Genomic DNA, 14,853 nt, shown 5'->3' with positions numbered 1-14,853 from the left:
CCCGCCGGGTGCGACCATCAACCCCTGGGCCGCATTCATGCCGTTTTAGTTCCACGGCAACCCGCGCGCGATAATCGAACGCGGAGCCGCGGAATGAGGGAATGCTCGGACGTCCTAGCACTGGCCACTGGCAGTACGGGCGTGAGCGCGGCCCGTCACTACAACCGGTGAAGGACAACCACATGACGACGCCCACGATCGAGCTCAAGCCCTCCGCCAATCCGCTCTCCGACGCGGAGCGCGAGGCGATCCTCGCCAGCCCCGGCTTCGGCCGCCACTTCACCGACCACATGGTCACCATCAAGTGGACCGAGGGCCGCGGCTGGCACGACGGACAGCTCGTCCCGTACGCGCCGATCTCCCTCGACCCCGCCACCACGGTCCTGCACTACGCGCAGGAGATCTTCGAGGGCCTCAAGGCCTACCGGCAGCCCGACGGTTCCGTCGCGACCTTCCGCCCGGACCAGAACGCCCTGCGCTTCCAGCGCTCCGCGCGCCGGCTCGCGATGCCCGAGCTGCCGGTCGAGACGTTCGTCGAGGCCTGTGACGCGCTGGTCCGCCAGGACAAGGCGTGGGTCCCGGCGCACGGCGGCGAGGAGTCCCTCTACCTGCGCCCCTTCATGATCGCCACCGAGGTCGGGCTGGGCGTGAAGCCCGCCAACGAGTACCTCTTCCTCGTCATCGCCTCCCCGGCCGGCGCCTACTTCCCGGGCGGCGTCAAGCCGGTCTCGATCTGGGTCTCCGAGGACCGCGTCCGCGCCGTCCCCGGCGGCATGGGCGACGCCAAGACCGGCGGCAACTACGCCGCGTCGTTGCTCGCGCAGGCGGAGGCGGCCAAGCAGGGCTGCGACCAGGTCTGCTACCTCGACGCGGTCGAGCACAAGTGGGTCGAGGAACTCGGCGGCATGAACCTGTACTTCGTGTACGGCAACAAGATCGTCACGCCCACCCTCACCGGCTCCATCCTGGAGGGCGTCACCCGTGACAGCCTGCTCGCCGTCGCGCGTGATCTCGGTTACGAGGCCGAGGAGGGGCGGGTGTCCGTCGAGCAGTGGCAGCGGGACTCCGAGAACGGGGGCCTTACCGAGGTCTTCGCCTGCGGTACGGCTGCGGTGATCACGCCGGTCGGCACCGTCAAGCGGGACGGCGCCGAGTGGACGCAGTCGGGTGGGAAGCCGGGTGAGGTCACGCTGCGTCTTCGCCAGGCTCTGCTCGACCTTCAGCGGGGGACCACCCCGGACAAGCACGGGTGGATGCACCAGATCGGCTGAGCGGGTTCGCCGGGTGCGGGCCGTCTGTGGCTGGTCGCGCAGTTCCCCGCGCCCCTAGAGGTCGGCTGTAGCTTGGGCCGTCGTGGAGTTCTCCTCCTCGGCGGCCCTCGCCCGTTGCGGCAGCAGCAGGTAGACCGCGCCGCCCACGAGCCCGGACAGCAGGAAGCTGCAATCCACCCCGCCCGTCACCGCCAGCAACGGGCCCTCGTACGACGGCAGTGACACCCCCAGCACCCCCACCACCGCGCCCAGCGCCCAGGACACCGTCGCCGGAACGTTCCAGCCGCTGCGGTACCAGTACGCCCCGCCTCGCGCCCGGCGGTTGTACACCTGGAGTGCCTCCGCGTCGTACATCCCGCCGCAGCGGACGAAGCCGATCAGGGTGATCACCGCCCACGGCGTGCCGATGGCCGTCAGCAGCAGTACGAACGACGTCATCGCGGCCTGTGCCTCCCAGGCGAAGTGCCCGGCGAAGACGCAGGCGGTGGCGAGGACCGCGACCGCGCAGGTGGCCCGGGCGCGGGAGGCGCGGGGCAGGATGGCGTCCAGGTCGAGGCCCATGGAGTAGAGCATCAGCCCGGCGTTGCCGACCGAACCGGCGGAGGCGGCCAGCAGCAGCGGGATCAGGTACCAGGTCGGGGAGGCCGTGACCAGCGGCCCGGCGTAGTCGAGGGCGGCGCGGGCGGCGTACGAGGTGAAGGTGCCGAAGAGCTGCGGGACCAGCAGCCCGAGCAGCAGGCCCAGCCACGTCGCGCGCAGTACCCGGCGGGAGGAGTGGCGGGCCGGGGAGATGTAGCGGGTGTAGTCGCCGAGGAGCGTGATGAAGGCGATCGGGCCGGACAGGCCCGCGGCCACCGTCGCCAGCACCCACGTCGGCCAGAAACCGCCGAGCAGATAGCCGCCCGCCTCCGGGAGCGCGCCGGTGGTGAAGCCGGGGGCGTAGGCGATGAGTCCGAGGGCCAGCAGGCCGGTCATGCCGATCGCGAGGACGCGGGACAGGGCGAGGAGCACGCGGTAGCCGTAGACCGCGCCCGCGACGGTGGCCGCGGCCAGCAGTGCGTAGACCACGCCGTACGACAGTTCGCTCGCCGGGAGCCCGAAGAGGCGTTCCAGTACGCGCACCGTGACATCGCCGCCGATCCACACGGTCAGCGCGGTGTAGCCGAGGGCGAGCAGCAGCCCGACGATCGAGCCGACCAGTCGGCCGCGTACGCCGAACTGGGCGCCGGAGGACGTCGACAGGTTGGTGGCGGTGCGCAGGGAGATCAGGGCGAGCGGTGCCGTGACGGCCGTGCCGACGACCGTGCCGACCAGGATCGCGCTCACCGATCCCCACCAGTCGAGCCCGAAGGACGGCGGCAGCCAGCCGAAGACGATCACTCCGAGGCAGAGGTTGGAGCCGAGCAGGATCGAGACGAGGTCACGCGGTGTGCTGGTGCGTTCCTCGTCGGGGATGGTGTCGACTCCGCGCTGTTCCATCGGCATGGGCTGGTCTCCTTCGACGGCCGCCAGGTTCTTGGGGCAAGTTTGAGCGGTGCTCAATGTGGCGTCCGTCGTCCACATCCGTCAACGCTTCCGTTCAGGGAATCTGATGTTTAGAGTGATGTTCTAAATCGGGGATGACAAGGAGGTGCCCGCGTCATGAGACTGACCCCCACGGAGCGTGACCGGCTGTTGCTGTTCTCGGCCGCCGAGCTGGCCCGGTCCCGCAAGGCCCGTGGCCTCCGGCTGAACGTGCCGGAGGCCACCGCACTCATCGCGGACACCGTCTGCGAGGCCGCCCGCGACGGCGCCCGGCTCGCCGAGGCCATCGAGCGGGCCCGCTCGGTGCTCGGACCGGACGACGTCCTGCCGGGCGTCGCCGACGTCGTGACCGAGGTGCATGTCGAGGCCGTCTTCGACGACGGCTCACGGCTCGCGGTCGTGTCCGACCCCATCGGGGGCGGGCTGGGGGAGCGGGCGCCGGGCGCGCTGCTGCCCGGTCCGGAGCACCCCGAGCCCGAGGCGGTCGTGCGGCTGACCGTCACCAACACCGCGACCGTGCCGGTCTCCGTCACCTCCCACTTCCACTTCTTCGAGGCCAACCCGCGCCTCGACTTCGACCGCGGGCGGGCCTACGGCATGCGGCTCGCCGTGCCGGCCGGGTCGTCGGTGCGGTTCGGGCCGGGGGAGTCGTCCGAGGTCGGGCTCGTGCCGATCGGGGGCGAGCGGATCGCCATCGGTTTCGCCGGGCTCGTCGACGGGGCGCTGGACGCGCCGGGGGCGAAGGAGGAGGCCCTGCGCCGGGCCGCCGCCTGCGGCTATCTCGGCGTATCAGGAACCACTGACCAGGAGGTCGAGCGATGAGCCGCCCCGGAGGCCACCCGGCCGAAGCCCGCCGTCTCACCCCGTACGAGTACGCGGCCACCCACGGCCCGCGCGCGGGCGACCGGATCCGCCTCGGCGACTCCGGCCTGACGATCCGCGTGGAGTCCGACTCCCAGCGGTACGGCGACGAGTTCCTCGCCGGTTTCGGCAAGACCGCGCGCGACGGACTGCACCTCAAGGCGGCGGCCGTCCGGGAGACCTGTGACGTCGTGATCAGCAACGTCGTCGTGATCGACGCGGTACAGGGGATCCGCAAGGTCTCCATCGGCATCCGCGAGGGCCGGATCTGCTCGATCGGGCGGGCCGGCAACCCCGACACCCTCGACGGAGTCGACGTCGTGGTCGGCACGGGCACGTCGATCGTGTCCGGCGAGGGCCTCATCGCCACCGCCGGGGCCGTCGACACCCACGTCCACCTGCTGTCGCCGCGGATCATGGAGGCCTCTCTGGCGTCCGGCGTGACCACGATCATCGGGCAGGAGTTCGGGCCGGTGTGGGGCGTCGGCGTCAACTCTCCCTGGGCGCTGAAGCACGCCTTCAACGCCTTCGACGCCTGGCCGGTCAACATCGGCTTCCTCGGCCGGGGTTCGTCGTCCCACGAGGCGCCCCTGATCGAGGCGCTGGCCGAGGGCGGCGCGTCCGGCTTCAAGGTGCACGAGGACATGGGGGCGCACACGCGTGCGCTGGACACCGCGCTGCGCGTCGCCGAGGAGCACGACGTCCAGGTCGCCCTGCACAGCGACGGGCTGAATGAATGCCTGTCGGTGGAGGACACCCTGCGCGTTCTGGAGGGCCGCACCATCCACGCCTTCCACATCGAGGGCTGCGGCGGCGGACACGTCCCGAACGTGCTGAAGATGGCCGGGGTGCCCAACGTCATCGGCTCCTCCACCAACCCCACCCTGCCCTTCGGCCGGGACGCGGTCGCCGAGCACTACGGCATGATCGTCTCCGTCCACGACCTGAAGACCGACCTGCCCGGCGACGCCGCCATGGCCCGCGACCGCATCCGCGCCGGGACCATGGGCGCCGAGGACGTGCTGCACGACCTGGGCGCGATCGGCATCACCTCGTCGGACGCGCAGGGCATGGGCCGCGCCGGCGAGACGGTCCGCCGTACGTTCGCCATGGCCGGGAAGATGAAGGCCGAACTCGGCGCCCCGGACGCCGACCACGACAACGAGCGCGTCCTGCGCTACATGGCCAAGCTGACCGTCAACCCCGCCATCGCGCACGGCCTCTCGCACGAGGTCGGGTCGATCGAGGTCGGCAAGCTCGCCGACATCGTGCTGTGGCGCCCGGAGTACTTCGGCGCCAAGCCGCAGCTGGTGCTCAAGGCCGGCTTCCCGGCGTACGGCGTGGTCGGCGACCCCAACGCGGCCACCGACACCTGCGAACCCCTCGTCCTCGGCCCGCAGTTCGGCGCGCACGGCGCCACGCCCGCCGACATCTCGGTCGCGTTCGTCGCCCAGGCCGCCCTCGACCAGGGCCACGACACCATGCCGACCCGCCGCCGCAGGGTCGCCGTGCGCGGCACGCGCGGCATCGGCCCGGCCGACCTGCGCCTGAACTCCCGTACCGGACAGGTCGACGTCGACCAGCGCACCGGACTGGTCACCCTCGACGGCGACCCGCTGCGCTCCCAACCGGCCGAGTCCGTCTCCCTCAACCGCCTGTACTTCCTGTGAGGAACCCTGTGAGCACCCCCGCATCCGACGGCTTCCGCATGCCCGCCGAGTGGACCCCGCACGAGCGCACCTGGATGGCGTGGCCGGGCCCGAACCCCACCTTCGACGACCCGGACGACCTGATCCTCTCCCGCATGGCCTGGGCGTCGGTGGCCCGCGCGATCCTCCGCTTCGAACCGGTGACGGTCGTGTGCGGCCCCGGCCAGTCGGCTCAGGCCCAGACCCTCCTCGGGCCGGGCGTCGACACCGTCGAGCGCGACCTCGACGACGCGTGGATGCGGGACATCGGCCCCACCTTCCTCACCAATGGCAAGGGCGAACTCGCCGCCGTCGACTGGACGTTCAACGGCTGGGGCGCCCAGGACTGGGCCCGCTGGGAGCACGACGCGAAGATCGCCGCGTATGTCGCGGACCTCGCGGGTTCGGCGAAGACGTACGCCTCGAAACTCGTCAACGAGGGCGGCGCGATCCACGTCGACGGCGAGGGCACGGTCCTGCTGACGGACACGGTCCAACTCGGCCCCGAGCGCAACCCGGGCTGGACGCGGGCGGAGGTCGAGGCCGAGATCCACGCCCACCTCGGCACCCGCAAGGCCATCTGGCTGCCCCGAGGCCTCACCGGCGACTACCCGCCGTACGGCTTCGGCACCCTGGGCCACGTCGACATCGTCGCAGCCTTCGCCCGCCCCGGTGTCGTCGTCGCCCACCACCAGCCGGACCCCGCGCACCCCGACCACGAGGTCACCAAGGAGGTCATCGGCATCCTGAAGTCCGCCACCGACGCGCGCGGCCGCAGCCTGGAGGTCGTCGAGGTACCCGCCCCGACCGTCCTGGAGGCCGACGGCCACTGGGCCGACTACTCCTACATCAACCACTACCTCTGCAACGGCGGTGTGGTGCTCTGCGGTTTCGACGACCCCCGCGACGAGATCGCGGCGGGCATCTTCCGCCGCCTGTTCCCGGAGCGGACGGTGACACTGGTGGACGCCCGTACGATCTTCGCGGGGGGTGGAGGCATCCACTGCATCACCCAGCAGCAGCCGAAGATCTAGAGGAGTCAGGGATGGCCGGTGCGGCTCGCGCGCGGAAGAACGCACCGCCCCGCGAGGACGTCCTCGCCGCCGCCATGGAGATGATCGCCGAGCGCGGTCTGGAGAAGCTCACCATGGCGGCGCTGGGCCGTGAGGTGGGGATGAGCAGCGGGCACCTCCTCTACTACTTCCACAGCAAGGACGAACTGCTGCTGCAGACCCTGGAGTGGAGCGAGGGGCGGCTGGGCGCCGAGCGCGGGCGGCTGCTCAGCCGTGGCGGTGACGCCCGGGAACGGCTCGACGCCTACGTCGACCTGTACGTGCCCGACGGTCACCGCGACCCGCACTGGACGCTCTGGCTGGAGGTCTGGAACCGCTCGCAGAACGCCGACGACGACGCCCGCGCCCGGCAGGCCGCCATCGAGGGCGCCTGGCACCGCGACCTGGTCGCGCTGATCGCCGAGGGGGTCTCGCGGGGCGAGTTCCGCCCCGTCGATCCCGACCGGTTCGCCGCCCGGTTGCGGGCGCTGCTCGACGGGTTCTCCATCCACGTGGCGATCGGGCTGCGGGGCACGGACCGGGCGCAGATCCTGCACCACGTACGGGAGTTCCTGGACGACGGGCTGGCCCGGGGCGACGCGTGACGGTGGGATTACCGCCCGCATCCTGAGACGCGAGTGAGACCGGGGGCGGCTTGTGCCAAACTGCCCCCGTGCTCTCGTTCGCCACGATGATTATTGGCAGCAGGCGCGCCGGTCCGCAGTGACCGCCACGTACGACCACGTACGGGCGGCCACCGTCGTCCTCGACCCGCGCGCAGACCTCTCGCACCCGCGAGAGGTTTTTCGCTTTTCTGGCCCACCTTCAGCCGGGAGCTCAGCGCGAGGGATCATAGGGGACGGTGGAGCCGGTCATTCCGGTACAGACCGAGATCCATACCTCAGGAGCCTTCAGACCATGACGGAAACCAGCGAGCTCGACGACTCGTTCCACGTCTTCGACACCACCCTGCGAGACGGCGCCCAGCGGGAGGGCATCAACCTCACCGTCGCGGACAAGCTGGCCATCGCACGGCACCTGGACGAGTTCGGCGTGGGCTTCATCGAGGGCGGCTGGCCGGGCGCCAACCCGAGGGACACCGAGTTCTTCGCCCGCGCCCAGCAGGAGATCCAGTTCCGCCACGCCCAGCTGGTCGCCTTCGGCGCCACCCGCCGCGCCGGGGCGAAGGCGAGCGAGGACCCGCAGGTCAAGGCGCTCCTGGCGTCCGGTGCCCCGGTGATCACCCTGGTCGCCAAGTCCCACGACCGGCACGTCGAGCTCGCCCTGCGCACCACCCTGGACGAGAACCTGGAGATGGTCCGCGACACGGTGTCCTACCTGCGCGAGCAGGGCCGCCGGGTCTTCGTCGACTGCGAGCACTTCTTCGACGGCTACCGCGCCAACCCCGAGTACGCCAAGGCCGTCGTCCGTACGGCGTCCGAGGCCGGCGCCGACGTCGTGATCCTCTGCGACACCAACGGCGGCATGCTCCCCGCCCAGGTCCAGGCGGTCGTCTCGACGGTCCTCGCCGACACCGGCGCCCGCCTCGGCATCCACGCCCAGGACGACACCGGCTGCGCCGTCGCCAACACCCTCGCCGCCGTGGACGCGGGCGCGACCCACGTCCAGTGCACGGCGAACGGCTACGGCGAGCGCGTCGGCAACGCCAACCTGTTCCCGGTCGTGGCGGCCCTGGAGCTGAAGTACGGCAAGAAGGTCCTCCCGGACGGCCACCTCCGCGAGATGACGAGGATCTCCCACGCGATCGCCGAGGTCGTGAACCTCACCCCCTCCACCCACCAGCCCTACGTCGGCGTCTCCGCGTTCGCGCACAAGGCGGGCCTGCACGCCTCCGCCATCAAGGTCGACCCGGACCTGTACCAGCACATCGACCCCGAACGGGTCGGCAACACCATGCGGATGCTGGTCTCCGACATGGCGGGCCGCGCCTCCGTCGAGCTCAAGGGCAAGGAGCTCGGCATCGACCTGGGCGGCGACCGCGAGCTGGTCGGCCGGGTCGTGGAGCGCGTGAAGGAACGCGAACTCAAGGGCTACACCTACGAGGCGGCGGACGCCTCCTTCGAGCTGCTGCTGCGCGGCGAGGTCGAGGGCAGGCCGCTCAAGTACTTCGACGTCGAGTCCTGGCGCGCGATCGTCGAGGACCGCCCCGACGGCAGCCACGCCAACGAGGCCACGGTGAAGCTGTGGGCCAAGAGCGAGCGCATCGTGGCGACCGCGGAGGGCAACGGCCCGGTCAACGCCCTGGACCGCGCCCTCCGGGTCGCACTGGAGAAGATCTACCCGCAGCTCGCCAAGCTGGAGCTGGTCGACTACAAGGTCCGCATCCTGGAGGGCAAGCACGGCACCCAGTCCACCACCCGCGTCCTCATCGCCACCTCCGACGGAGCGGGCGAGTGGTCGACGGTGGGTGTCGCGGAAAACGTCATCGCCGCCTCCTGGCAGGCCCTGGAGGACGCGTACACGTACGGCCTCCTGCGCGCGGGCGTGGAGCCGGCCGCGTAGCCGGAAGAGCCGGACGAACCCCGGTCACACCCGGGTCAGGGCGCCCGCCACACGTTGTCGAAGGCCTCGTCCTCGATGCGGCGGCGCTGTCGGACGGCCTCCAGTTCCGTCAGGGCGTCGTCGACGGCGGCCAGGACGGTCGCCGACGGCCCGCCGGGGGCGTCGGCCCCCGCGGCCGGCGGCTCCCCGACGCCCAGCGTGCCCGCGAGTCCCACGAGGACGGGCTCGTGGGCGGCCCACCGCTCGTTCGCGCGGCGTCGGGAGGGCGAGTCCACCGCCGCGGCCGGTTCGCTGCGCCGCCGCAGCCAGTGACGGCGCGTCCCGCCGGTCGGCGCCTCCTCCTCCAGGGCGCCGACATAGGCCTGGGCCAGCCCGCGCCCGCGGCGCCACAGCCAGTCCTCGACCGTCTCGTACGGCGACTGCCGCACGAGCGACGCGCCCGCCTCGTCCAGCAGCCGGTCCCCCGTGGTGCGCTCGGCGCCGGGCACCAGGCGATCGTCCTCCAGGGCGAGCACCCCGGCCTCGACGAGGTCGATCAGTTCCGCTCCGGCGAGGGCGAGCGAGAGGTCGCCCTGCCCCACCTCGCGGCTGGAGGGAACGTTCAGGGCGACGATCAGCAGATCCTGCGGTGTGGTCATCACGGCTCCAGGTCAGGGCGTCGATGCGGCCCGTATCTCCACGATGGGGCCGCTGAAGCCTATCCGCAGCCCGACCGCCGCCCCCGGCGGCCCTACTGCAGCCGCCACTTCTGATTGGCGGCCCCGGTGCAACTCCAGATCTGCGCCCGCGCCCCGTTCGCCGAGGAGTTGTCGGTGACGTCGAGGCACTTGTTCGCGGCGAGGTTGACCACATCACCCGTCGAAGAGCTGTACGACCACTGCTGCGCACCCGTGCCGTTGCAGTCGTACAGCTGCACCTTCGCCCCGTCCGCCGTCGACCCCGACGTCACGTCCAGGCACTTGCCCAGCGCCCGCACCGACCCGTCGGCCCGCACGGTCCACTGCTGGGCGGTGCTGCCGTTGCAGTCGTAGAGCTGCACGGCCGTACCGTTCGCCGACGACCCCCCGGCCACGTCCAGGCACTTGCCCGCCAGACCGACGAGGGCCCCCGACTGGTCACCACCACCGCTCTGCGTCCCCGACCAGGTGAACGTCGCCGAGGTCTTCCCCGGCAGCGTGTACGTCGCGTGCTGCGAGCCCCAGTTGATGGTCACCGTCCGCGCCGCCGAGGCGTCGTTGTACGCGATCAGCGCCTTGGAACCGTCCGGGTTGCGCCAGGCCACGTTCGGCACGGACGCCGACGCGGTGGACGCGATCCGGTGGGCGCCCGGCCGGACGAACTTCGTCAGGTGACCCATCGTGTAGTACTCGACGGTGTAGTCGACCTGGCCGTGCCGCGAGTCCCCGTTGTGCACGGTGATCAGCCCGTCGCAGACGCCGCAACCGCCGTTGTGCGGGCCCCGGTTCTGGTCCAGCGCGAGGGACCACTTCGTCACCGACTTCGCCCAGTTCCGGGTGTAGTCGATGATGTTCATCATGTCCTCGCGCTGCTGGTTGGCGATCCAGGTGCCGCCCGAGTGCTCGGTGCCGAAGGCGTCCAGCTGCGGGTACTGGTTGTGCACCGACGTCTGCTTGGCCACGTCCCCGCCGTAGCCGTGCCAGGCGATGCCGCCGAAGTTCGGGTGCGAGCGGATCGCCGCGTCGTCCACCGTCTGGGCGGCGTACGCGTCGTAGGTGTCCCAGTTCCAGTCGTGCGCCAGCACCTTGGTGGAGAGGCCCGCCGCCTGGAGCTTCGGCAGCAGCTCGTTCTTGGTGAAGTAGTGCAGCCCGGAGGCGTTCCAGCTCATCGACGGGTAGCCGGAGCAGCAGGTCGGCTCGTTCTGCGCGGTGACGTACGCGATCGGGATGCCCTGGGCCTGGTACGCCTGCACGTACTTCACGAAGTACGACGCGTAGGCCCCGTAGTGCTCCGCCTTCAGCCAGCCCCCGTTGAGCTGCCCGCTGTCCTTCATCCAGGCGGGCGCGGTCCACGGCGAGGCCATCACCGTGAGCGAGGGGTTCAGCTGGAGCGCCTGCCGGGTCAGCGGCACCACGTCCTGCAGATCGTGTGCGATCGTGAACTCGGAGAGGTCGGGGTCCGTCTGCCCGGCCGGCATGTCGTCGTACGTGTAGCCGAACCGGGCCAGGTCCGAGCCGCCCATCGGATTGCGCAGGAAGGACAGCCCGATGCCCTCGGTCGGCGAGAACAGCTTGCGCATGGTCTCGTCCCGGGTGGCCTGCGACAGCGCGCCGCTGCCGTCCATCAGCCAGGCCGCGGTGTCCGTGAAGGAGGCGCCGCCGCCGGTGAAGGTCTGGTAGCGGGTGTTCTCGTCGACGGTGATGTTCTCACCGCCGCCGCCCGCGCCGGGCTGGAACGCGAAGGGGGTCTGCGGTTGCAGACCGCGCACGACATGACGGCCACCGGCGTCGTCGGTGGTGGTCAGGTACGCGGTGATCTGCTCGCCGGCGGCGTGCGCCGGGGGCGCGGGCGTGATGCCCGTGACGCTCAGCAGTCCGGCCAGCAGCAAGCCGGCCGCCGGTAGGCGTGTTCTCATCGTGCGCCGCCCTTCTGGGGGGTGAGTGGGGGAAGTGGGGCGTGCGAGCGGTGAGTAAATGACGGCTCCGGACGCGCGTCAAGGGGTCGCGCATTCAGAAGCCGAACAGACAACGGCCCAGATGCGGCAGCGAGTTGTCTCTGTACCGGTTCTGACGTGAAGTCTTGACCGAAGCGGCCGCCTTCAGTTAACTCACGCCATGATCTAAGGCGTAAGTGACTTACGAGAGTCGAGGGACGTTCCATGCGAAGAACCGCCCTGCTCGCCTGTGCCGCCCTGCTCACCGGACTGCTCCCGCTGGCTTCCGCGAGCGCGGTGGCCGCCGCCGATCCCGCCCCCGTGCCCGTCGACCGCTTCGAGGGCGAGGTGCCCTTCGCGAATCCACCCGCCGGGGGCATCTTCACCTGGGGCGGCGACACCGACGACCCGCCCACCCTCTCGCTGACCGCCCGCGACGACGCCCCCGAGGGCGAGAAGGTGCTCTCCGGCACCTACGACATCAGCGGCTACGGCGGCTTCACCCACGACTTCGCCTTCGCCGAGCCCGCCCACGACTGGTCCGCCCACCGGGGCATCCGCTTCTGGTGGGACGGGCGGAACAACGGCCAGAAGATCGCCTTCGAACTCAAGGACGGCGGCGCCAACGGTGAGGCGTCCGAGCTGTGGACGACGTCCTTCACCGACGACTTCACCGGCTGGAAACAGATCGAGATCCCCTTCACCGACTTCACTTACCGAACCGACTACCAGCCCGTCGGCGGCATCGACCACGTCCTCGGCCTCACCGAGATGTGGGGGTACGCCGTCACGCTCCCCGTCGGCGTCAAGGGCGAGTTCGCGATGGACGCCGTCGAGCTGTACGGCCGGGCGGACCAGTCGCTGCGGGCCTCCGTCGTGACCGACTCCGCCGTCCACCCGGTGCGGGAGGGCGGCACGGCGAAGGTGCGGCTCACGGTCGCGACCACCGGCGAGGCCCCCCTCGACGAGCCGGTGACCGTGGCGTACGAGACGAGCGGCGGCACCGCCTCCGGCGCCGACTACACCCCCGTCAAGGGCGAGTACACCTTCCCCGCTGGCACCGCCTCCGGCACCACCCACACCGTCAAGGTCCCCACGCGCAAGGACAGGTCCGCCGAACCCGCCGAGACCATCCCTCTGAAGCTCACGGTCACCGGAGCCAAGGCGCCCGCCGAAACCCCGCAGGTCGTCGTCGACGCCCATGGACTGCCGTATCTCGACAGCGGGTTGCCGGTGCACAGGCGCGTCGCCGATCTCCTCTCCCGCATGTCCCTGGAGGAGAAGGCCGGCCAGATGACCCAGGCGGAGCGCGGCGCGCTCACGAGCGCCGGGGACATCGCCGCGTACGACCTCGGCTCACTCCTCTCCGGCGGCGGCTCGACACCGACGCCCAACACCCCCGAGGCCTGGGCGAAGATGATCGACGGCTTCCAGCTGCGCGCGCAGGCCACCCGCTTCCAGATCCCGCTGATCTACGGCGTCGACGCGGTGCACGGCCACAACAACGTGGTCGGCGCGACGATCATGCCGCACAACATCGGCATCGGAGCGACCAGAGATCCCGACATCGCCTACGAGACGGGCGCGGTGACCGCCGCCGAGGTGCGCGCCACCGGCATCCCCTGGGACTTCGCCCCCTGCCTGTGCGTCACCCGCGACGAACGCTGGGGCCGCTCCTACGAGGCCTTCGGCGAGGACCCGGCGCTGGTCGAGTCGATGGAGACGGTCATCCAGGGCCTTCAGGGCCGCGCGGACGGCCGTGACCTGGACCGCGACGACAAGGTCCTGGCCACCGCCAAGCACTTCGTCGGCGACGGCGGCACCGAGTACGGCTCCTCGACCACCGGCACCTACACGATCGACCAGGGCGTCACCAAGGTCACCCGCGAGGAGCTGGAGGCGGTTCACCTGTCGCCGTACTACGAGGCCGTCGACCGGGGCGTGGGCACGGTCATGCCGTCCTACTCCTCCCTCGACCTGATCGGCGACGACAAGGGCCCGGTCAAGATGCACGCCGACGCGGACATGATCAACGGCGTGCTGAAGGGCCGGATGGACTTCGAGGGCTTCGTCATCAGCGACTGGGCGGCCATCGACCAGATCCCGGGCGACTACGCCTCCGACGTCCGTACGTCGATCAACGCCGGCCTCGACATGATCATGGTCCCGTACGCCTACCGGGACTTCCGCACCACCCTGATCGACGAGGTGCGGGCGGGCCGGATCAACGAGCGGCGGATCGACGACGCCGTCTCCCGCATCCTCACGCAGAAGTTCAAGCTGGGCCTCTTCGAGCAGCCGTACGCCGACACCAGCGGCGCGTCGAGGATCGGCTCCGCCGAACACCGCGCGGTGGCGCGCGAGGCGGCGGCCGAGTCGCAGGTGCTGCTGAAGAACAGCGGCGGCCTGCTGCCCCTGAAGCGCTCCCAGAAGGTGTACGTCGCCGGATCCAACGCCGACGACATCGGCAACCAGACCGGCGGCTGGACCATCACCTGGCAGGGCTCGTCCGGTGACATCACTCCTGGGACGACCGTCCTGGAGGGCATCCGCAAGGCGGGCGGGGAGGTCACCTGGTCCAAGGACGCCTCCGCGCCGACCGCCGGTCATGACGTCGGCGTCGTGGTGGTCGGCGAGACCCCGTACGCCGAGGGCGTCGGAGACGTCGGCAACGGCAACGATCTGGAGCTGAGCGCCGCCGATCAGGCAGCCGTGGACAAGGTGTGCGCGGCGATGAAGTGCGCGGTGCTGATCGTCTCCGGGCGCCCGCAGCTGATCGGCGACCGGCTCGGCGAGATCGACGCGCTGGTCGCGTCCTGGCTGCCGGGCACGGAGGGCGACGGTGTGGCCGACGTGCTGTACGGCAGGCGGCCCTTCACCGGGCAGCTGCCGGTGACCTGGCCGAAGTCGCAGGCCCAGCTGCCGATCAACGTCGGGGACGCCTCGTACGACCCGCAGTACCCGTACGGCTGGGGTCTGACCACCCTGACCAGGGTCCCCGAGGGCGGCACCCTGACCCTGAAGGCGCTCGGCCTCGCGGCCAGGGCGGCGGAGAGGGCGGGCGCCGAGGAGACGGGCCGCGCGATCGTCACCAAGGCGCGGCTGCTCGTCCAGCAGCGGATCGGGCAGGACGTCACGGCCTCGGTGGCGAAGCCGTTCGCCGAGGCGGACCACCTGCTGCTGACCGGCCGGTACCAAGCGGCGGTGGAGAAACTGACCACCGCGTACAAGGCGGCGTGAGCGACACACCGCCGTCGACATCGGTCCCGGGGGTCCCGGGGGAATTTCCTCCGGGACCGATGTCCCTTTCTGCACCCATTCAG

10 protein-coding genes are annotated in these 14,853 nt (G+C 70.9%); 7 read left to right on the top strand and 3 right to left on the bottom strand.

What is annotated here, in order from left to right:
- The first annotated feature begins 182 nt into the window (after window positions 1–182).
- On the top strand, window positions 183–1,271 hold the full coding sequence (locus I2W78_RS10855) for a branched-chain amino acid aminotransferase (RefSeq protein ID WP_196459024.1): 1,089 nt from the start codon (window positions 183–185) through the stop codon (window positions 1,269–1,271).
- Between the two features lie 54 nt (window positions 1,272–1,325).
- On the opposite strand, the gene I2W78_RS10850 is transcribed toward I2W78_RS10855, so the two are convergent.
- On the bottom strand, window positions 1,326–2,756 hold the full coding sequence (locus I2W78_RS10850) for a cytosine permease (RefSeq protein ID WP_196459023.1): 1,431 nt from the start codon (window positions 2,754–2,756) through the stop codon (window positions 1,326–1,328).
- Between the two features lie 156 nt (window positions 2,757–2,912).
- Here I2W78_RS10850 and ureA point away from each other — a divergent pair, with 156 nt between their 5' ends.
- The 5 genes from ureA (at window position 2,913) to cimA (ending at window position 8,919) form a co-directional block, all read left to right on the top strand.
- Window positions 2,913–3,617 (top strand): urease subunit gamma, encoded by a 705-nt coding sequence (gene ureA, locus I2W78_RS10845; protein WP_196459022.1) that lies wholly within the window; start codon window positions 2,913–2,915, stop codon window positions 3,615–3,617.
- On the top strand, window positions 3,614–5,326 hold the full coding sequence (locus I2W78_RS10840) for an urease subunit alpha (RefSeq protein WP_196459021.1): 1,713 nt from the start codon (window positions 3,614–3,616) through the stop codon (window positions 5,324–5,326). The genes ureA and I2W78_RS10840 overlap by 4 nt, the downstream gene beginning before the upstream one ends.
- 8 nt (window positions 5,327–5,334) lie before the next feature.
- Window positions 5,335–6,378: an agmatine deiminase family protein gene (locus I2W78_RS10835; RefSeq protein ID WP_307783666.1), complete on the top strand. Its 1,044-nt coding sequence runs from the start codon at window positions 5,335–5,337 to the stop codon at window positions 6,376–6,378.
- An 11-nt stretch (window positions 6,379–6,389) separates the two neighbouring features.
- Window positions 6,390–7,001, top strand: coding sequence for a TetR/AcrR family transcriptional regulator (locus I2W78_RS10830; RefSeq protein WP_196459020.1), 612 nt, complete (start codon window positions 6,390–6,392; stop codon window positions 6,999–7,001).
- A gap of 313 nt (window positions 7,002–7,314) precedes the next feature.
- Window positions 7,315–8,919 carry a citramalate synthase gene (cimA, locus tag I2W78_RS10825; RefSeq protein WP_196459018.1) on the top strand — a complete coding sequence of 535 codons (1,605 nt, stop codon included), beginning with the start codon at window positions 7,315–7,317 and terminating at the stop codon, window positions 8,917–8,919.
- Between the two features lie 35 nt (window positions 8,920–8,954).
- On the opposite strand, the gene I2W78_RS10820 is transcribed toward cimA, so the two are convergent.
- Together I2W78_RS10820 and I2W78_RS10815 are read right to left on the bottom strand one after the other, a co-directional pair.
- Window positions 8,955–9,557, bottom strand: coding sequence for a GOLPH3/VPS74 family protein (locus I2W78_RS10820; protein ID WP_196459016.1), 603 nt, complete (start codon window positions 9,555–9,557; stop codon window positions 8,955–8,957).
- 92 nt (window positions 9,558–9,649) lie between these two features.
- Window positions 9,650–11,512: a lectin gene (locus tag I2W78_RS10815; RefSeq protein WP_196459014.1), complete on the bottom strand. Its 1,863-nt coding sequence runs from the start codon at window positions 11,510–11,512 to the stop codon at window positions 9,650–9,652.
- A 243-nt stretch (window positions 11,513–11,755) separates the two neighbouring features.
- On the opposite strand from I2W78_RS10815, the gene I2W78_RS10810 reads away from it, so the two are divergent.
- On the top strand, window positions 11,756–14,770 hold the full coding sequence (locus tag I2W78_RS10810) for a glycoside hydrolase family 3 protein (RefSeq protein ID WP_196459012.1): 3,015 nt from the start codon (window positions 11,756–11,758) through the stop codon (window positions 14,768–14,770).
- Window positions 14,771–14,853 lie beyond the last annotated feature (83 nt).

This window comes from Streptomyces spinoverrucosus (genome assembly GCF_015712165.1).
GTDB lineage: Bacteria > Actinomycetota > Actinomycetes > Streptomycetales > Streptomycetaceae > Streptomyces > Streptomyces spinoverrucosus_A.
This window is presented reverse-complemented; position numbering and strand designations above follow the sequence as displayed.